The organism is Pseudomonas sp. GW460-12-10-14-TSB1 (assembly GCF_017349775.1).
Classification (GTDB): Bacteria; Pseudomonadota; Gammaproteobacteria; order Pseudomonadales; family Pseudomonadaceae; genus Aquipseudomonas; species Aquipseudomonas piscium.
The window spans coordinates 1-18,633 of record NZ_JACNAC010000006.1 but is presented as its reverse complement, the minus strand read 5'-3'; the positions used below and the strand labels follow the sequence as shown (position 1 = coordinate 18,633).

General features: G+C 62.7%; 14 protein-coding genes. 9 read left to right on the top strand and 5 right to left on the bottom strand.

The genetic code is table 11. The features are described 5' to 3' along the window. The first annotated feature begins 41 nt into the window (after positions 1-41). From J4D52_RS05760 to J4D52_RS05745, 4 genes are all read left to right on the top strand, one after another. The gene (locus J4D52_RS05760) at positions 42-836 is read left to right on the top strand and encodes an enoyl-CoA hydratase (RefSeq protein ID WP_102677346.1); all 795 of its coding nucleotides are present in this window, start codon (positions 42-44) and stop codon (positions 834-836) included. Then, the gene (locus J4D52_RS05755) at positions 833-2,359 is read left to right on the top strand and encodes a 3-hydroxyacyl-CoA dehydrogenase (protein ID WP_102677345.1); all 1,527 of its coding nucleotides are present in this window, start codon (positions 833-835) and stop codon (positions 2,357-2,359) included. Before J4D52_RS05760 ends, J4D52_RS05755 begins: the two co-directional genes overlap by 4 nt. 35 nt (positions 2,360-2,394) lie before the next feature. After that, positions 2,395-3,597 (top strand): 3-oxoadipyl-CoA thiolase, encoded by a 1,203-nt coding sequence (locus J4D52_RS05750; RefSeq protein WP_102677344.1) that lies wholly within the window; start codon positions 2,395-2,397, stop codon positions 3,595-3,597. A 111-nt stretch (positions 3,598-3,708) separates the two neighbouring features. Further along, positions 3,709-4,824 carry a bifunctional transcriptional activator/DNA repair enzyme AdaA gene (locus J4D52_RS05745; protein WP_025808259.1) on the top strand — a complete coding sequence of 372 codons (1,116 nt, stop codon included), beginning with the start codon at positions 3,709-3,711 and terminating at the stop codon, positions 4,822-4,824. On the opposite strand, the gene J4D52_RS05740 is transcribed toward J4D52_RS05745, so the two are convergent. From J4D52_RS05740 to glnA, 4 genes are all read right to left on the bottom strand, one after another. Then, a complete protein-coding gene (locus tag J4D52_RS05740) occupies positions 4,796-5,311 on the bottom strand; it encodes a DUF4124 domain-containing protein (RefSeq protein ID WP_063427844.1) in 516 nt (171 codons plus the stop codon). The genes J4D52_RS05745 and J4D52_RS05740 overlap by 29 nt on opposite strands. An 88-nt stretch (positions 5,312-5,399) precedes the next feature. Beyond that, positions 5,400-5,942, bottom strand: a complete 543-nt coding sequence (locus J4D52_RS05735) for a chorismate mutase (RefSeq protein ID WP_063427846.1) — start codon at positions 5,940-5,942, stop codon at positions 5,400-5,402. Between the two features lie 86 nt (positions 5,943-6,028). Next, positions 6,029-8,062 carry a toxin-antitoxin system YwqK family antitoxin gene (locus tag J4D52_RS05730; protein WP_063427847.1) on the bottom strand — a complete coding sequence of 678 codons (2,034 nt, stop codon included), beginning with the start codon at positions 8,060-8,062 and terminating at the stop codon, positions 6,029-6,031. Between the two features lie 162 nt (positions 8,063-8,224). Further along, positions 8,225-9,631, bottom strand: coding sequence for a type I glutamate--ammonia ligase (gene glnA / locus J4D52_RS05725; RefSeq protein WP_025808253.1), 1,407 nt, complete (start codon positions 9,629-9,631; stop codon positions 8,225-8,227). Positions 9,632-9,961: 330 nt separating this feature from the next. On the opposite strand from glnA, the gene thiI reads away from it, so the two are divergent. Together thiI and typA are read left to right on the top strand one after the other, a co-directional pair. Then, positions 9,962-11,416 (top strand): tRNA uracil 4-sulfurtransferase ThiI, encoded by a 1,455-nt coding sequence (gene thiI, locus J4D52_RS05720; protein ID WP_063427849.1) that lies wholly within the window; start codon positions 9,962-9,964, stop codon positions 11,414-11,416. 139 nt (positions 11,417-11,555) lie between these two features. Next, the gene (typA, locus tag J4D52_RS05715; RefSeq protein WP_025808250.1) at positions 11,556-13,376 is read left to right on the top strand and encodes a translational GTPase TypA; all 1,821 of its coding nucleotides are present in this window, start codon (positions 11,556-11,558) and stop codon (positions 13,374-13,376) included. 112 nt (positions 13,377-13,488) lie between these two features. Here the strand turns inward: typA and J4D52_RS05710 are convergent, their stop codons facing one another. Next, positions 13,489-13,932: a YkgJ family cysteine cluster protein gene (locus tag J4D52_RS05710; RefSeq protein ID WP_023970087.1), complete on the bottom strand. Its 444-nt coding sequence runs from the start codon at positions 13,930-13,932 to the stop codon at positions 13,489-13,491. Positions 13,933-14,196: 264 nt separating this feature from the next. Here J4D52_RS05710 and J4D52_RS05705 point away from each other — a divergent pair, with 264 nt between their 5' ends. From J4D52_RS05705 to J4D52_RS05695, 3 genes are all read left to right on the top strand, one after another. Then, the gene (locus tag J4D52_RS05705) at positions 14,197-16,647 is read left to right on the top strand and encodes a glycogen/starch/alpha-glucan phosphorylase (protein WP_063427853.1); all 2,451 of its coding nucleotides are present in this window, start codon (positions 14,197-14,199) and stop codon (positions 16,645-16,647) included. Positions 16,648-16,856: 209 nt separating this feature from the next. After that, positions 16,857-17,867 (top strand): class 1 fructose-bisphosphatase, encoded by a 1,011-nt coding sequence (locus tag J4D52_RS05700; protein ID WP_063427854.1) that lies wholly within the window; start codon positions 16,857-16,859, stop codon positions 17,865-17,867. 3 nt (positions 17,868-17,870) lie between these two features. After that, positions 17,871-18,473, top strand: a complete 603-nt coding sequence (locus J4D52_RS05695; protein ID WP_025808246.1) for a DUF924 family protein — start codon at positions 17,871-17,873, stop codon at positions 18,471-18,473. Positions 18,474-18,633: the final 160 nt, after the last annotated feature.

Genomic DNA, 18,633 nt, shown 5'->3' with positions numbered 1-18,633 from the left:
CTGGCGCACCTCTCAGGTCCCTATCTGCATCAGGAGATTCCATGAGTCCCGAGTCCGTTAGCCCTCAACCCCTGGTCCTGCTGAAACACCCCGCGCCGGGCGTGGCGCTGCTGCGGTTGAACCGCCCGCAGGCCCTCAACGCGTTGAACATGGCGCTGCGCGAGGAGCTGGCCGAGCACTTTCGCCGCCTGGATGCCTGCCCCCAGACCCGGGTGGTGGTGCTCACCGGCGGCGATACAGTGTTTGCCGCCGGCGCCGACCTCGGTGAGCTGGTGAACGCCAGCGCGCTGCAACTCTATGCCCGGCATGCCGAGCGCCACTGGCAAGCCATCTCGGCGTGTCGCAAGCCAGTCATCGCTGCGGTCAACGGCTACGCCCTGGGCGGTGGCTGCGAGCTGGCGATGCATTGCGACCTGATCGTCGCCGGTCACTCGGCGCGTTTTGCCCAGCCGGAAATCAAGGTCGGGGTGATGCCGGGGGCGGGTGGCACCCAGCGCCTGCTGCGCGCGGTCGGCAAGTTCCAGGCGCTGCGCCTGCTGCTCACCGGTTGCCAGGTGCCGGCCGACGAGGCGCTGCGCCTGGGCCTGGTCAGCGAGGTGGTGGCGGACAGCGAGACCCTGCCGCGGGCCCTGGCCCTGGCTACCAGCATCGCCGGCATGCCGTCGCTGGCCGTGGCGCAGATCAAGGAGGTGGTGTTGGCCGGCATGGATCTGCCGCTGGAGCAGGCGCTGGTGCTGGAGCGCAAGGCGTTCCAGCTGCTGTTCGGCTCCCATGACCAGCGTGAAGGCATGCAGGCCTTTCTTGAGAAACGCAAACCGGAGTACCAGGGGAAATGACCACACAACCATTGCAGCGCATCGGTCTGGTCGGCACCGGAGCCATGGGTCGGGGCATCGCCCAGGTCATGGCCATGGCCGGGCTCAAGGTGTTTTTGTTCGATGCGCGCCCGGGTGCCGCGGGCACGGCCCGGGAACAGCTGGCGACGACCTTCGCCCAGCAGATCGAGAAGGCCCGCATCACCCCGCAGGACGCCGCGGCGGCCATGCTTAACCTGGAAGTGGTCGACAGCCTGCAAGCGCTGTGTGACTGCCAACTGGTGATCGAGGCGATAGTCGAGGACCTGGAGGCCAAGCAGCAGCTGTTTCGGCAACTGGAGGAGGTGCTGGCGCCGAGCGCGATCCTGGCCAGCAATACCTCGTCGCTGTCGATCACCGCGATTGCCTCGGTGTGCCGCCATCCGGAGCGCGTCGCCGGGCTGCATTTCTTCAATCCGGTGCCGCGGATGCGCATTGTCGAGGTGATCGACGGCCTTGCCACCAGCGTCGGCGCCCGCTTGCAGGAGCTGGTCCGCGCGATCGGCTACTACCCGGCGCGGGCCAAGGATTCTCCCGGTTTTATCGTCAACCATGCCGGGCGGGCCTTTGGCACCGAGGCGCTGCGCATCCTCAGCGAGGGTGTGGCCCCGGCGTGGCGGATCGATGCACTGCTGCGCGACAGCGCCGGTTTCGCCATGGGGCCGTTCGAGCTGCTGGACCTGATCGGCCTGGATGTCAGCGTGCCGGTGATGGAGTCGGTCTACCGGCAGTTCTACGAGGAGCCGCGCTATCGACCTCACCCCGTGCTGCGGCTGATGCAGGCGGGGGGGCGCCTGGGGCGCAAGAGCGGGCAGGGCTTCTACCTCTACGACGAGCCAGGCGATACGCGGCGCCCGCCACAGGCCGTGCCCCATTGCTCGGCGCTGCCGCCGGTGTGGATCGCCGCCGACGACGAGGTTGGCCGGCTGCGCCTGCTGGACCTGCTCGAACGCCTGGGGGCCAAGGTCGAGAACGGCCTGCGACCTTCCTCCTCGGCCTTGTGCCTGGTGGCGCCGCTGGGCGATGACGCCAGCGAAGCGGCCTTGCGCCATGCCACAGACCCGTCGCGCACGGTGGCGATCGATACCCTGACCGCGCTCGACAGCCAGCGCTGCCTGATGCTCAACCCGGCGACCCGTGAAGACATGCAGCACGCCGCCCATGCGCTGTTCAGCGCCGACGGCGGCACGGTGACGCTGATCCGCGACAGTTGCGGCTTCATCGTCCAGCGCACCCTGGCGTCGATCGTCAACCTGGCCTGCGATATCGCCCAGCAGGGCATTGCCTCGGTGGCCGATATCGACGCGGCGGTACGCCTGGGTCTTGGCTACCCGCTGGGGCCGCTGGAGTGGGGCGACCAATTGGGCCCCGAGCGCCTGCTGCAGATCCTCGAACGCCTGCACGCGCTCACTGGCGACCCGCGTTATCGCCCCAGCGGCTGGTTGCGCCGGCGGGCCCTGCTGGGCCTGTCCCTGCGCCAGCCGGAAAACCCGATGCCGGCCTGAGGCCTGCCGATCCCTACCTCTGCGAGAGTCTTTTCATGCTTGATGCCTATATCTACAGCGGCTTGCGAACCCCTTTCGGCCGCCATGGCGGCAGCCTCGCCAGCGTGCGCCCGGACGATCTGGTGGGGCCTTTGCTGGTGCGTTTGCTGGAAACTTCGGGGCTACCGGCCGAGGCGCTGGAAGAGGTGATCCTCGGTTGTACCAACCAGGCCGGCGAGGACAGCCGCAACCTGGCGCGCAATGCCTTGCTCAGCGCCGGGCTGCCTTGGCGCGTGCCCGGGCAGACGGTCAACCGCCTTTGCGCCAGCGGCCTGTCGGCGGTGATCGATGCGGCCCGGGCGATCACCTGCGGCGAGGGCCGGCTGTACCTGGCCGGTGGCGTCGAAAGCATGTCCCGCGCGCCTTTCATCATGGCCAAGGCCGAGAGTGCCTACAGCCGGACCCTGGACGTGGCCGACAGCACCATCGGCGCGCGCTTCGCCAACCCGCGGCTGGTGCAGCGCTACGGCAACCACAGCATGCCCGAGACCGGCGACAACCTGGCCCGCCGGTTTGCCATCAGCCGCGAGGATGCCGACCGCTTTGCCGCCGCCTCCCAGGCGCGTTACCAGGCGGCCTTGCTGGCAGGGGTGCTGGACGACGAAATCATGGCCGTCGAGGTGCCGGTCGGGCGCAAGGGCCAGTCCTTGACCGTCTGTGATGACGAGCATCCGCGGCCCCGCTCCGACCTGGCGGCCCTGTCGCGATTGCCGACGCTGTTCGCCGAGGGCGTGGTGACCGCCGGCAATGCTTCGGGGATCAACGATGGCGCGGCGGTGCTGCTGCTCGGCAGCCGTGAGATCGGCATGGAACATGGGGTCGCGCCCATGGCGCGGATCCTCTCGTCGGCGTCGGTCGGCGTGGAGCCGCAGTTCATGGGCATCGGCCCGCACAGGGCGATTCTGCTGGCGCTGCAGCGGGCCCGCATCGGCCTGGAGCAGCTCGACCTGATCGAGATCAACGAGGCGTTCGCGCCGCAGGTGCTGGCCTGTCTCAAGGCCCTGAACCTGGATTTCGACGATCCGCGGGTCAACCCCAATGGCGGCGCCATCGCCATCGGCCACCCGCTGGGCGCGTCCGGGGCCCGGCTGGTGTTGAGCGCCTGCCGCACCCTGCAACGCAACAACCAGCGTTACGCCGTGGTCAGCCTGTGCGTGGGCGTTGGCCAGGGCGTGGCGATGGTGATCGAGCGCGCCTGAGGCTGATCTACAGGGGGAGACCGTTGGCGAATCAACGCCTGATTTGCGGCGGCATCCGCTGCGGCGCTGCTCTACAGTGCACAGACATTCTCTCTGGTGCTGGAGACGGCCATGGACAACGCCCCCTTGCTGTTCCAACTGCCCGATGACGACACCCTGTACCGCGCCTTGCTCGAACGCGACCCGGCCTATGACGGGTTCGCTTTCGTCGGGGTCAAGAGCACGGGTGTGTTCTGTCGGCTGACCTGCGCGGCGCGCAAGCCCAAGCGTGAAAACACGGTGTTCTTCAGTTCGATCAAGGCCTGTGTCGAGGCGGGTTTTCGCGCCTGCCTGCGCTGCCGTCCGCTGGAGCAGACAGGTGCCCAGGAGCCCCTGGTCAAGCAGCTGCTGACCTTGCTGGAAAACAATGCCGACAAGCGCTGGTATGAAGGCGATCTGGTCGAGCTCGGCTTCGACCCTTCCACGGTGCGCCGGGCCTTCAAGCGACACTTTGGCGTGACCTTCCTGGAAATGGCCCGGCTGCGGCGGATTGGCGAGGGCATGCAGCAACTGGCGGGCGGCGCCAGCGTGATCGATGCGCAGATCAGCGCCAGTTTCGATTCCGACAGCGGCTTTCGCAGTGCCTTCACCCGGCTGCTCGGCCAGCCGCCGTCGAACCTGCGTGGTTGCGAGCTGCTCAAGGCCGATTGGCTGCAAACCCCGATCGGCGTGATGCTGGCGGTGGCCGATGCGCAGGCCCTGCATCTGCTGGAGTTCTTCGACCGCCCGGCCTTGGCCACTGAGCTGAAGCGCCTGCAAGAGAACACCGGCTCGACCATCGGCTTCGGACGTTTTGCCCCCATCGACCAGATCGAAAGCGAGTTGCGGCGATTTTTCGCCGGGGAGTCGGCAAGCTTTGCCACACCTCTGGCGCTGAATGCTTCGGCCTTTACCCGTACGGTGTGGCAGGCCCTCAGGGCGATACCTCCAGGCGTTACCCGTAGTTACGCCGAGGTGGCGAGCAGCATAGGTTCGGCCTCCGCCGTGCGGGCCGTGGCTCGGGCCAATGGCGCCAACCAGATCGCCATCGTGATTGCCTGTCACCGGGTGATAGGTTCCGACGGTTCGCTCACCGGTTATGGCGGCGGGCTCTGGCGCAAGCGCTGGTTGCTCGAGCATGAGCGGCGTCTGTATTCGCAGCACCAGACGCGACACAACCTCAGGGTCGATGAACCCGTTGCAGGGTGAAGGTCAACGGCGGGCTTTGCTGCACCACCCGCTCGCCATCGAGCACCTGTACCGCCAGGCGGTGCTCGCCGCGATCGATATTCACCAGTTGCAGGTCCGGCACGTCGCCGGGTTGGCCATAGGCTTGGTCGTCCAGCAGCAGGCGCAGGCGATGCTCGTTGTGCAGGGGCGGTTGCAGGCGGACTTGGACCTTGAAGCTGCCGTTATTAGCGCGCACCACGCCGCCATCCGGCACGCCACTCAGCTCCAGGGTGGTGTAGGTCGGTGCGCGGGTGGGTGGCGTTTGTACTGGATCGACGCCGGGCGGTGTGAGTGGCCTGGGCGCCTCGATGCGATTCAGCGGCGCCAGCTCGACGGCCTGGCCGGGTACGCCGGCCGGCGGCTGGTCGCTGTAGGCAGTGTTGCCGTGGGCGTCGGTGTAGCGGTAGATCTGCGCGGCGGCCGGCAGGGCGGTCAGCAACAGCAGGTAGAGACAGGGCACACGCATGGCGGCTTTCCTGGGAGCTTGGGTCGGCGGCTTCAAAGACGAAACTGCCTCCAGCATAGAGCCGCAGACCGGGCCCAGGTTCGCCGCTTCAACCTTTGAACACACAAAGCTCGGCGGTGGCGCGGATCAGCGCCAGCTGGCGCAGCGCTGGGCGGTCGCCGCCGTGGGTGGCTTGGGCCAGCCACTGTGGGCACTGCGGGTCGTTGCGGTAGGGGCTGAAATCCGCCAGTTGCTGCAGCAGGCGTTTTTGTAACAGGTCGAGTTGTGGGCGGATCTGTCCCACCAGGTCCGGGCGCGGTGCGTCCGGTGCCTGGCCTTGCAGGGTCCACTCGGACAGATGGGCGTACTGCACCAGCTTGTTGGCCTCGATCTGCGCGGCGAAGAACTGTTCCACCGCCGCGCCGTCGAGTTTGTAGGCCGGCGCCTGGGCCACCGCGCCGGCAATCACCTCGCGTTCGCGGGGGCGGTCTTCCACCGGTTTGTGGCTGTCCCATTTGCTCAGGGCCACCTGGTCGGCGATGGCCAGGCGTTCTTCGATGCTGGCCAACAGAGGGCTGAGGGTGGCGGGGGCGGCGCAGGCATTGCCGGCCAGCAACAGGGTCAACAGGGCAAGGCAGAATCGCGAAGTCATGGAGGGTCTCGGCTTCTTGGGGACAATTTGGCGGCCATGATGCACGCAAAACCGCAGTGCCTGGCAAGCGCCGGGCACCCGGTAGGTCATTGGCCGGCCGCGGCAGTCGCGGGCGCCCCGCAATTGGTCGGGCTGGAAGACAGTCGATTGCCGCTTTCGTCATAGACGATCCGGCAGGCGCTCAAGCCGTTGTCGATCAGCTCGCGGCTCTTGATCGCGCCGTTGCGGTGATAGCACAGCTGTTCGCCAGTCAGTTGGCCGTCGGACTCATGACTTTTCACCTGTTGCTGGTTGACGGTCATCCAGGTGAAACCCACCGAGTTTTTCTGGCACTCGACCTGCCCATTGTCGTAGTAGGTGCGCTGAGTGATCTGGTCATTGTCGCCGATGATCTTCTCGCGGATCTTTTGGCCTGTCTCATAGTTGTACTCGACGGAGCCTTGGGGGCTGCCAAAGAGAAAGTCCGTTTCCCAGGACAGCTTTCCGTGGGTGAACCGCCGTTGTTTTCCACAGCGCTCGACGGTTGAGCCGCGCTTGTCGAAGCGGCACCAGTTGGCTTCCTCATAAAGCACTCCGTCCTGATCGTATTGTTTCATCAGGCCGACAAAGCGCCCTCCCTCGAAGCGTCCGACCGTGGCCGGCGTTCCGTCGCGCAGGAAGGTCAGGTGAGGGCCTTCGTACCGATCGTTGTGCCAGGAAATATCGCTGATCAGCTTGCCGTCTTCGCTGTAACCCAGTGAGCGGCCTTCCCGTTTGCCATTCTCATATTGCTGCGAGTACTGCAGTTTGCCGCTGGGGCTGTAGCCTTCGCGGGTACCGGACAGCACATCTGCCTTGTAATGCTCGATCAGGACCAGCACGCCGTTGGCATCGGTTTCGCGCAACTCGCCGTCTTTTTTATCGGCGACGAAGTTCAGGCTCTGGCTATGGCCCTTGTCTGTCTTGAGTATCCACGGGCCGCTTTTCAGGCCGTTCTCGAAGTTGCCGCGACCTGCCTGGGTCACCCATGGCCCTTCGCGTTTGTCGTTGCGATAGCTGCCGCTTTCTGTGAAACCGTCCACCCGCTCTTCGCTCGGACCCTCGAGCACACCCTGGACATAGGTCTGGAAGCCGGTGATAGCGGATTCGCCTCCTTCGTCGTAGGACAGCACCCAGCGTCCCTCGCGCAGATCGTCCCGGTATTCGCCGATAGCGGTTTGCCAGCCGTAGGACTCAGTCCACTGGCCTTGGCGTTTGCCATCGATAAAACGGCCGTGGGTCCAGCCATCGTCTGGGTTGGAAAAACTCCATTCGCCGGTGCGTTGGCCGTGGGCATAGGCACCCTGGGCGATGACGGCTCCGCCGAAACTCGAGTACTCCACGTAGGCCCCGTCCTCGCTGCCAGTGAAGCGCTGCGGCTCGGTTTCCCAGGTGATGTGGCTGGCCCGGTAGTTGTACAGCAGGGGCTCGCCTTCCAGTGCGGGCTCGTCACCGCGCCAGTAGGTGGCGGTGAGAAAGCGTCCGTTCTTTTCGGCAAAGGTCTTTTTGTAGCGGTACTGGTCGGCTCCGGGCGGATTGGCGGTGATGGGCTGCCCGTTAGCGTCGAAATAACCCACCAGGGTGCCGGCCGAATGGTCGATCTGGTCGAATTCGTCGATACCCGAGTCTTCGTAGAAGTAGCTGTAGTTCAGCGGCGTCAGCTGGCGCAGGGCTTGTTTCACCGTCAGGGCATCGAGTTTCTTGCGGTCTTTGGCGATGCGCTCCAGGGCGGGTTGCAGTTTCTCCAGGCGCCGGTAGAGGTGGTCGTTTTCGTCATAACGGTAGGCATGCACGCGATACTGGCCGCTCTGCTTGAACAGCACCAGGCGGGTCGGGGACTCGCTGTCCAGGGCAATGTTGAACACGGACTCGATGGTGGCATTGCCGAAGTCATCCAGCAGCTGCGGCTGGCTCTCATCCGGGTCGACCGAGTAATAACCTTTGACGCCGCCGGCCTGCTTGATAAAGGCCAGGGTCGCCGAGCTTTCCGCCAGGCCGGTGATCAGCGGGTGGGCCAGGGATTTGCCGGCATAGAAAGGAGCCGCCTGGGTGCTGCCGAACGCCAGGCAGGCGATCAGGCCGAGAGAACGAGTCCACTGCATACGAATCCCTTCGTCGAGGCGCCGGACAGAGGGCGCGAGAGGCGCGGATTATCCATGGATGAATAGCCCGGGGGAATGCTCCGGGGCGATGGGCGGGCAATAAAAAAGGCCTCCCGAGGGAGGCCTTTTTCTTGTCACGCCGCGTGGGGCGGCGCTACTGGATCAGCAGCTGTAGTACAGCTCGTATTCCAGTGGGTGTACGAAGGTACGAACCTTGATTTCTTCTTCGCTTTTCAGGGCGATGTAAGCGTCGATGAAGTCGTCGCTGAAAACGCCGCCTTTGGTCAGGAACGCACGACCTTTGTCCAGCTCTTCCAGGGCTTCTTTCAGGCTGCCGCAAACTTGTGGGATCTCTTTCGCCTCTTCAGGCGGCAGGTCGTACAGGTTTTTGTCAGCGGCGTCGCCAGGGTGGATCTTGTTCTGGATACCGTCCAGGCCGGCCATCAGCAGGGCAGCGAAGGCCAGGTATGGGTTGGCAGCCGGATCCGGGAAGCGCGCTTCGATACGGCGGGCTTTAGGGCTCGACACGTAAGGGATACGGATCGAAGCGGAACGGTTGCGAGCCGAGTAGGCCAGCATTACCGGAGCTTCGAAGCCTGGTACCAGACGCTTGTAGGAGTTGGTGGCCGGGTTGGTGAAGCCGTTCAGGGCCTTACCGTGCTTGATGATGCCGCCGATGAAGTACAGGGCGGTATCGGACAGGCCGGCATAACCTTCGCCAGCGAAGGTGTTCTTGCCGTCTTTCCAGATCGACATGTGTACGTGCATGCCCGAACCGTTGTCGCCATACAGAGGCTTAGGCATGAAAGTGGCGGTACGACCGTAGGCGTCGGCAACGTTGTGTACAACGTATTTCAGGGTCTGGGTTTCGTCGGCCTTCTTCACCAGGGTGTTGAACTTGACGCCGATTTCGTTCTGGCCGGCAGTCGCCACTTCGTGGTGGTGAACTTCGACGGTCAGGCCCATTTCTTCCAGTGCGTTGCACATGGAGGTACGGATTTCGTGGTCGTGGTCGAACGGTGGAACCGGGAAGTAGCCGCCCTTGACGCCTGGACGGTGGCCCTTGTTACCGCCTTCGATGTCCTGGTCGGACATCCACGAACCTTGTTCGGAGTAGATCTTGAACATCGAGCCGGAGATGTCGGACTTGAACTTCACTTCGTCGAAGATGAAGAACTCAGGCTCTGGACCGGCGAATACGGTGTCGCCGATACCGGTGGCTTTCAGGTGCTCTTCGGCGCGCTTGGCGATCGCGCGAGGGTCGCGGTCGTAGCCCTGCATGCTCGAAGGCTCGATGATGTCGCACACCAGGATCAGGGTCGGCTCTTCGGTGAACGGATCCAGCACGGCGGTTTCGTCGTCTGGCATCAGGATCATGTCGGAGGCTTCGATGCCTTTCCAGCCAGCGATGGAGGAACCGTCGAACATCTTGCCGACTTCGAAGAAGTCGTCATCCAGCGCATCACGGGCCGGCATGGTCACGTGGTGCTGAGTGCCTTTGGTGTCAGTGAAGCGCAGATCAATCCATTTGACGTCATGATCTTTGATGAGTTGAACCGACTTCGACATAGTGTCCTCCGGGTGGCTTCGGGCGGGTGTTGGTGTGCCCTTAGAATGTGGGTGATGCCGGCGCAGATACTCGGCCATGGCAACCTGCCTCACAAGGGAGCAAATTGCATGCCAGTGCCCTGAGTTGGGTTTTATGCCCCAAACTCACGCATTCCGGGAGGTATTTGGGCCAGATTGGCAAACCGGTGCACCGCAATGTTGCGTTTTTATCTGGTTGTGACCTGTTTTGGTGCACGAAAAACCGAGTGCACATTAATTGGTTAAACCTTGAGCAATTTCCGCTATAATCCGCGCCCCCCTTTTTCGGCTGGCCCAGCGCGCGCTGTTTTCATGAAACTAATCGTTAAAGTTTTCCCGGAAATCACCATCAAGAGCCGCCCGGTACGGACGCGTTTCATCCGTCAGCTGGCCAAGAACATCCGTGCCGTGCTCCGCGATCTGGACCCGGCTGTGGTGGTCAATGGTGTGTGGGACAACCTCGAGCTGGAAACCGCCGTCAGCGAGCCGAAAGCCTTGAAGGAGATGACCGAGCGCCTGAGCTGCATGCCGGGCATCGCGCATTTCCTGCAGGTCGATGAATACCCGCTGGGCGACTTCGACGACATAGTCGCCAAGTGCAAGCAGCACTTTGGCGAGGCCCTGGCGGGGAAAGTTTTCGCCGTGCGTTGCAAGCGCGCCGGCAAGCATGAATTCAGTTCCATGGACGTGGAGAAATACGTCGGCAGCCAGCTGCGTCGGCAGTGCGGCGCCGCCGGAATTTCCCTCAAAGAGCCGGAAATCGAAGTGCGGATGGAAATTCGCGACCAACGGTTGTTCGTGATCCACAGCCAGCACAGCAGCATCGGCGGTTATCCGCTGGGCGCCCTGGAACAGACCCTGGTCCTGATGTCCGGCGGTTTCGATTCCACGGTGGCGGCCTACCAGATCATGCGTCGCGGCCTGATGAGCCACTTCTGCTTCTTCAACCTGGGCGGGCGTGCCCACGAATTGGGCGTGATGGAAGTCGCGCACTATATCTGGAAGAAGTACGGCAGCTCCCAGCGCGTGCTGTTCGTCAGCGTGCCGTTCGAGGAAGTGCTCGGCGAAATCCTCGGCAAAGTCGACAACAGTCATATGGGCGTCATTTTGAAGCGTATGATGTTGCGTGCCGCGTCGAGCATCGCCGACCGCCTGCACATCGACGCGCTGGTCACCGGCGAGGCGATTTCCCAGGTGTCGAGCCAGACCCTGCCGAACCTCTCGGTCATCGACTGCGTAACCGACAAGCTGGTGCTGCGCCCGCTGATCGCCAGCCACAAGCAGGACATCATCGACCTGGCCAACGAAATCGGCACCGCCGACTTCGCCAAGCACATGCCGGAGTACTGCGGGGTCATCTCGGTGAACCCCAAGACCCATGCCAAGCGCCATCGCGTGGAGCATGAAGAGAAAGAATTCGACATGGCGGTGCTCGAGCGTGCGATCGAGCGGGCCAAACTGGTGCCGATCGATCGGGTGATCGATGAACTGGGCCAGGATTTGCAGATCGAAGAAGTCAGCGAAGCGCTGGCGGGCCAGATCGTGATCGACATCCGTCATCCGGATGCTCAGGAAGACGACCCGCTGGAGTTGGCTGGCATTGAGATAAAAGCGCTGCCGTTCTATGCATTGAATGCACGCTTCAAGGAACTGGACCCTACTCGCCAGTACCTGCTGTATTGCGACAAAGGCGTCATGAGTCGCCTGCATGCTCACCATCTGCTCAGTGAGGGACATGCCAATGTGCGCGTTTATAGACCGAGCTAAGTGCCCGGGGCTGTTTGCCTGTGGCTTGCGTCACCGGCCCCCCGACGCCACCGTCAAGCTGTAACGGCCTTGCCGGACTCTATTGTTAATCGCTGCCAGCAGTTGTCAGCACACCGAATCCTCTGATCGAGATACACAAGTGATCGAAAATCTACGCAACATCGCCATCATTGCTCACGTTGACCACGGTAAAACCACCCTGGTAGACAAACTCCTGCGTCAATCCGGCACCCTGGAGCGCAACGAGCTCAACGACGAGCGCGTGATGGACTCCAACGACCAGGAAAAAGAGCGCGGTATTACCATCCTGGCCAAAAACACCGCCATCAACTGGAACGGCTACCACATCAACATCGTGGACACCCCGGGCCACGCCGACTTCGGCGGCGAAGTTGAACGCGTAATGTCGATGGTCGACTCCGTTCTGCTGCTGGTCGACGCCCAAGACGGCCCTATGCCGCAAACCCGTTTCGTGACCAAGAAGGCTTTCGAAGCCGGCCTGCGTCCGATCGTGGTGATCAACAAGGTCGACCGTCCAGGCGCGCGTCCTGACTGGGTTCTGGACCAGATCTTCGATCTGTTCGACAACCTGGGTGCCACCGAAGAACAGCTGGACTTCAAAGTCGTCTACGCCTCGGCCCTGAACGGTATTGCCGGTCTGGACCACACCGATATGGCTGAAGACATGACCCCGCTGTACCAGTCGATCGTCGACAACGTTCCGGCTCCAGCCGTTGACCGTGACGGTTCGTTCCAGATGCAGATCTCCGCTCTGGACTACAACAGCTTCCTGGGTGTGATCGGCGTTGGCCGTATCGCTCGCGGTCGCGTCAAGCCGAACACTCCGGTTGTGGCTATCGACGTCGATGGCAAGAAACGCAACGGCCGTATCCTGAAGCTGATGGGTCACCACGGTCTGCACCGTGTGGACGTTGAAGAAGCAGCTGCCGGCGACATCGTCTGCATCAGCGGTTTCGACGAGCTGTTCATCTCCGACACCCTGTGCGATCCGACCGCTGTCGAAGCGATGAAGCCGCTGACCGTCGACGAGCCGACCGTTTCCATGACCTTCCAGGTCAACGACTCGCCATTCTGCGGTAAAGAAGGCAAGTTCGTGACCAGCCGTAACATCAAGGAGCGTCTGGACAAAGAGCTGCTGTACAACGTTGCACTGCGCGTTGAAGAAGGCGACTCGGCCGACAAGTTCAAGGTTTCCGGCCGTGGTGAGCTGCACCTGTCGGTACTGATCGAAACCATGCGTCGCGAAGGTTTCGAAATGGGCGTTGGCCGTCCTGAAGTGATCATCCGTGAAGTCGACGGCGTGAAGCAGGAACCGTTCGAAAACGTCACCATCGACATCCCTGAAGAATCCCAGGGCAAGGTCATGGAAGAAATGGGTCTGCGTAAAGGCGACCTGAGCAACATGGTTCCGGATGGCAAGGGTCGTGTACGCCTGGAATACAACATTCCAGCCCGTGGTCTGATCGGTTTCCGTAACCAGTTCCTGACCCTGACCAACGGTGCAGGCATCCTGACCTCGATCTTCGATCGCTACGCTCCGATGAAGTCCGGCCACATGTCCGGTCGTCAGAACGGCGTACTGGTTTCGGTTGAAACCGGCAAGGCACTGACCTACTCCCTGGAAACCCTGCAGGCGCGCGGCAAGCTGTTCGTCGAGCACGGCCAGGAAATCTACAACGGTCAGATCGTTGGTCTGAACAGCCGTGACAACGACCTGGGCGTGAACCCAACCAAAGGCAAGAAGCTCGACAACATGCGTGCTTCGGGCAAGGACGAAACCATCGCCCTGGTTCCGCCGGTTCGTTTCACCCTGGAACAGGCTCTGGAATTCATCCAGGACGATGAATTGTGTGAAGTGACTCCAAAGTCGATTCGCCTGCGTAAAAAGATTCTTGACGAAGGCGAGCGTACCCGCGCTGCCAAGAAAGCCAAGAACTGATCTTTTAGTTCAGGCTGAATAAAAACGCCCCCGGTCGAAAGGCCGGGGGCGTTTTTTTTGATCTGCGAAAAAGATCGGGCTCGGCAGCGGCTACAGGGCTACAGGTCGGGGCTCAGAAGCGTTCCAGGGTCCGGCTGCTGGTGTTGGTCGGGCGCTCGACCGGCTTGGGCTTGTACGCGCAATAGCCCGGACGCGGGCCGATCTTCGGATGATTGCGGCAGGTGTCCGGGCGCTTGTCATAAATGGTGCACAGGCGGCTCTTACGATCCAGATACAGGCAGTCGTTGTTGCTCATGCGCTGCAGGGTGAAGATCTCGGACTTCTGGTTGTAGCGCTCGACGATGCCTTCCTTCTGCAGACGCTTGGCGATGTTCTTCGCCGGCTCGCCGCGTTCGAATTCGTCGACGATGCCGATACGGATCAGATCCTTGATCTTGACCTCCACCGGCAGGGTGCAGCAGCTGGACATGCAGGAGCCGCACATGGGCGCGGAATACTTGGCCCAGGTATCGAGTCGGTCGATTTCCGCGGCGGCGATCAGGTTGGACTTCATCAGGCTTGTTTCCAGCGTGTGTATCAGGGCGCGCGATCATACCGGTACTGGTGGATTTTTGAACAACCATTTAACGGAATTTACGCCTGCCCAAGGGGATTGCAGGGTCGGCACGGCATCTGCATCATTTTTACCAGCTGCCGCGGGAGACGCTGCCTTTGTTCGGGCAATTGCAAGACGCACCGAACCAGAGACTTTGGCTCCTGTCAGACCGACTAGGCTCAGACAATTCCATGCTCACTGTCTATCTCGCTCGAGGTCGTATTCATGACTCAGGAACTGCAAGTTCGTGACGCTGAGGTGGCCGCTTTTCGCGATGCCGTCCTGGCCAAACTCACCTACGCGGTGGGCAAAGACCCGGACCACGCTTTCGACCATGACTGGTTCGAAGCCATCGCCCTGGCGGCGCGCGATCACATGGTCGAGCACTGGATGGACCATACGCGGCAGATCTACCGCAAAGGCCAGAAACGCGTTTATTACCTTTCCCTGGAATTCCTCATCGGCCGCCTGCTCTACGACAGCCTGAGCAACCTAGGGCTGCTGGACGTGGCGCGCGATGCCCTGAACGATCTGGGCGTCGACCTGGAGCGCATCCGCCTGCTGGAGCCGGACGCGGCGCTGGGCAACGGTGGTCTTGGCCGCCTGGCGGCGTGCTTCATGGAAAGCATGTCGACCCTGGGCATTGCCGGCCACGGCTATGGCATCCGTTATGAACACGGCCTGTTCCGCCAGGCCATAGTCGATGGCTGGCAGCAGGAGCAGACCGAGCACTGGCTGGACTTCGGCAACCCCTGGGAGTTCGAGCGCCCCGAAGTGATCTATTCGATCGGCTTCGGTGGCAGCGTCGAGACTGTCACCGACGAGGCTGGCCATGCGCGGCAAGTCTGGTGGCCGGCGGAAACCGTGCGCGCGGTGGCCTACGACACGCCGGTGGTCGGCTGGCGCGGCGCCAGCGTCAACACCCTGCGCCTGTGGCGGGCGCGGGCCATGGAAGACCTGCACCTGGAGCGCTTCAACGCCGGCGACCACCTCGGTGCGGTGGCCGAGGTGGCCCGCGCCGAGAGCATCTCGCGGGTGCTCTACCCGGCGGACAGCACCGAGGCCGGGCAGGAACTGCGCCTGCGCCAGGAGTATTTCTTCGTTTCCGCGTCCTTGCAGGACCTGCTGCGCCGGCACAAGAACATGCACGATTCGGTGCTCAGCCTCGGCGAGCATGCGGCGATCCAGCTCAATGACACCCACCCGTCGATCGCCGTGGCCGAACTGATGCGCCAGTTGGTGGACCTGCACGGCATCGCCTGGGAAGCGGCCTGGCAGATCACCGTCGAGACCCTGGCCTACACCAACCACACGTTGCTGCCCGAAGCCCTGGAAACCTGGCCGGTGGGGCTGATGGAGCGCATGCTGCCGCGGCACATGCAAATCATTTACCTGATCAACGCCCAGCACATCGATTCGCTGCGGGCCAAGGGCATCCACGACTTCGACGTGCTGCGCGCGGTGTCGCTGATCGAAGAAGATAACGGGCGCCGCGTGCGCATGGGCAACCTGGCGTTTCTCGGTTCCCACAGCGTCAACGGCGTGTCGGGCCTGCACACCCAGTTGATGCGCAGTACGGTGTTCTCCGAGCTGCACAAACTGTATCCGGAGCGGATCAACAACAAGACCAACGGCATCACCTTTCGCCGCTGGCTGTACCAGGCCAACCCCAAGCTGACGGCGATGCTGGTCGAGGCCGTCGGCCCGGAGCTGCTGGACAACCCCGAGGAGCTGTTGCTCAAGCTCGAACCCTTCGCCGAGAAGTCGTCTTTTCGCAAGCAGTTTGCCGAGCAGCGCCTGCACAGCAAGCGGGCGCTGGCGGCGATCATCCATGAGCGCCTGGGGATTGCGGTCAATCCGGCGGCGCTGTTCGACGTGCAGGTCAAACGGATCCACGAGTACAAGCGCCAGTTGCTCAACCTGATGCACACCGTGGCGCTGTACCAGGCGATCCGTGCCGAGCCGGAGATCGACTGGGTGCCGCGGGTGAAGATCTTCGCCGGCAAGGCCGCGGCCAGTTATCACCAGGCCAAGCTGATCATCAAACTGAGCAACGATATCGCCCGCACGGTGAACAACGACCCGACCGTGCGCGGCCTGCTCAAGGTGGTGTTCCTGCCCAACTACAACGTCAGCCTGGCCGAAATCATCATCCCGGCGGCCGACCTGTCGGAGCAGATCTCTACCGCCGGCTTCGAGGCCTCGGGCACCAGCAACATGAAGTTCGGCCTCAACGGCGCCCTGACCATCGGCACCCTGGATGGCGCCAACGTCGAGATGTGCGAACGGGTCGGCGCCGAGCACATGTTCATCTTCGGCCTCAGCGCCCAGCAGGTGGAGGCGCGCAAACGCAATGGCGAGTTCAGCGCGGTGCCGGACATCGCCGCCTCCCATCGCCTCAACGATGTGCTGCAGGCGATTCGTGGCGGGGTGTTTTCGCCGGACGATCCAGCCCGTTACACCGGGCTGATCGATTCGTTGATCGACTATGACCGCTTCCACGTGTGCGCCGACTTCGACTCCTACTGGAATGCCCAGCTGCATGTCGAAGAGCGCTGGCGCGACAGCAATCAATGGTGGCGCTCGGCGGTGCTCAACAGCGCGCGCATGGGCTGGTTCTCTTCGGACCGGACCATTCGCGAGTACGCCACGCAGATCTGGAAGGCTCTGGAATAGGCCGCTCGCCGGCCCCCTAGTGTCGAAAGGGCGGTCGAAAGGGCGCAGGCTAGTGCAGCCTGCGCCAGCGGCTACGGGTCGGATTTCGGGCTACGCTCAACCCCACGCATGAACTCTCTATGGCGGATCTCGTCTCATAGGAGGAAATGCACCCCGACTCGCGCTAAACTGCGCGGGTTTTTTAGCCCCCCATTCCTCCGGAGCCTTCCATGTCCCGCGTTACCCTGAGTCGCTATTTGATTGAGCAGACCCGCAGCAACAACACTCCTGCCGATCTGCGCTTCCTGATCGAAGTGGTGGCGCGTGCCTGCAAGGAGATCAGCCACGCCGTGTCGAAAGGCGCCCTGGGCGGTGTCCTGGGCAGCATGGGCACTGAAAACGTCCAAGGCGAAGTGCAGAAGAAGCTCGACGTGCTCTCCAACGAGATCCTGCTCGAAGCCAACGAATGGGGCGGCCACCTGGCCGGCATGGCGTCCGAGGAAATGGACAATGCCTACCAGATCCCGGGCAAATACCCGAAAGGCGCCTACCTGCTGGTGTTCGACCCACTGGACGGTTCGTCGAACATCGATATCAACGCGCCGGTCGGTACCATCTTCTCCGTGCTGCGTTGCCCGAACGAATACCTGAGCCAGAACGAAGCCCTGAACGAAAAGGCCTTCCTGCAACCAGGCACCCAGCAGGTAGCCGCCGGTTATGCCATCTACGGCCCGCAGACCATGCTGGTGCTGACCCTGGGCGATGGCGTCAAGGGCTTTACCCTGGACCGTGAAATGGGCAGCTTCGTGCTGACCCACGAAGACCTGACCATTCCTGAGAGCACCCAGGAATTCGCCATCAACATGTCCAACCAGCGTCACTGGGAAGCGCCGGTTGCGCGCTACGTGAGCGAGCTGATGGCCGGCGAGGAAGGCCCGGTGAAGAAGAACTTCAACATGCGCTGGGTCGCCGCGATGGTGGCCGACGTGCACCGCATCCTGACCCGTGGCGGCGTGTTCATGTACCCACGCGACAGCCGCGAGCCATCGAAGCCGGGCAAACTGCGCCTGATGTACGAAGCCAACCCGATGTCCTTCCTGGTTGAACAGGCCGGCGGCGCAGCCACCGACGGTCACCAGCGCATTCTCGACATCCAGCCTGAAGGCCTGCACCAGCGCGTAGCGGTGTTCCTCGGCTCGAAGGAAGAAGTTGCCCGCGTCACCTCCTACCACAAGGAATGAATCATGGCCGCGCCCTGGCAGCCCCTGCTCGACTGGTGGTTCGGCTCTGCCGAGAAACCTGCGGACATCAGAGCTGAAAAGGGCGGGCTGTGGTTTGGCAAGCGCGACAGCCAGGACCTCGAAGCGCGCGAGCGTTTCGGGGATCTGGTGGAGCAGGCGCTGGCCGGCGGATTGACCGAGTGGGCGCAACGCCCGCAAGGTTGGCTGGCCCTGGTGCTGCTGCTCGACCAGCTGCCGCGCATGCTGTATCGCGAAACCCCCAAGAGTTTTTCCGGCGACCTGCGAGCCCAAGCATTGGTGGCCCAGGGCATCGCCGCGGATTTCGACCGGCAACTGCCCGCGATGCAGCGCAGCTTCATCTACCTGGTGTTCGAGCATTGCGAGAATCTGGCGGTGCAGAACGAAGCGATCTCCAGGTTCGCCGCGTTGCAGGACGAACAGCCGCCGGAAGATCGACCGGTGTTCGCCGACCAGCTGGATTACGCCGAACGGCATCAGAAAATCATCGCCCGCTTCGGGCGCTTCCCCCATCGCAACCGGATTCTTGGGCGTGAGTCGACGCCGGAGGAACTGGCATTCCTGCGCGAGCCGGGTTCCAGCTTCTAAATCTGCTGAGCGGCATCAAACGCTATCGCGGGCAAGCCTCGCTCCTGCAGACGCACATGCATCCGTAGGAGCGGCCGGTCGACGCTCGATTGCCCGCGATGCTTTTCAGATCCGGAAACTGCCCACCAGATGCGTCAACCGCGCCGCTTGCTGTTCCAGG

Coding starts and splice junctions, on each gene's coding strand:
- J4D52_RS05760 (WP_102677346.1), top strand. CDS start 42: ATGAGTCCCGAGTCCGTTAGCCCTCAACCCCTGGTCCTGCTGAAACAC.
- J4D52_RS05755 (WP_102677345.1), top strand. CDS start 833: ATGACCACACAACCATTGCAGCGCATCGGTCTGGTCGGCACCGGAGCC.
- J4D52_RS05750 (WP_102677344.1), top strand. CDS start 2,395: ATGCTTGATGCCTATATCTACAGCGGCTTGCGAACCCCTTTCGGCCGC.
- J4D52_RS05745 (WP_025808259.1), top strand. CDS start 3,709: ATGGACAACGCCCCCTTGCTGTTCCAACTGCCCGATGACGACACCCTG.
- J4D52_RS05740 (WP_063427844.1), bottom strand. CDS start 5,311: ATGCGTGTGCCCTGTCTCTACCTGCTGTTGCTGACCGCCCTGCCGGCC.
- J4D52_RS05735 (WP_063427846.1), bottom strand. CDS start 5,942: ATGACTTCGCGATTCTGCCTTGCCCTGTTGACCCTGTTGCTGGCCGGC.
- J4D52_RS05730 (WP_063427847.1), bottom strand. CDS start 8,062: ATGCAGTGGACTCGTTCTCTCGGCCTGATCGCCTGCCTGGCGTTCGGC.
- glnA (WP_025808253.1), bottom strand. CDS start 9,631: ATGTCGAAGTCGGTTCAACTCATCAAAGATCATGACGTCAAATGGATT.
- thiI (WP_063427849.1), top strand. CDS start 9,962: ATGAAACTAATCGTTAAAGTTTTCCCGGAAATCACCATCAAGAGCCGC.
- J4D52_RS05705 (WP_063427853.1), top strand. CDS start 14,197: ATGACTCAGGAACTGCAAGTTCGTGACGCTGAGGTGGCCGCTTTTCGC.
- J4D52_RS05700 (WP_063427854.1), top strand. CDS start 16,857: ATGTCCCGCGTTACCCTGAGTCGCTATTTGATTGAGCAGACCCGCAGC.
- J4D52_RS05695 (WP_025808246.1), top strand. CDS start 17,871: ATGGCCGCGCCCTGGCAGCCCCTGCTCGACTGGTGGTTCGGCTCTGCC.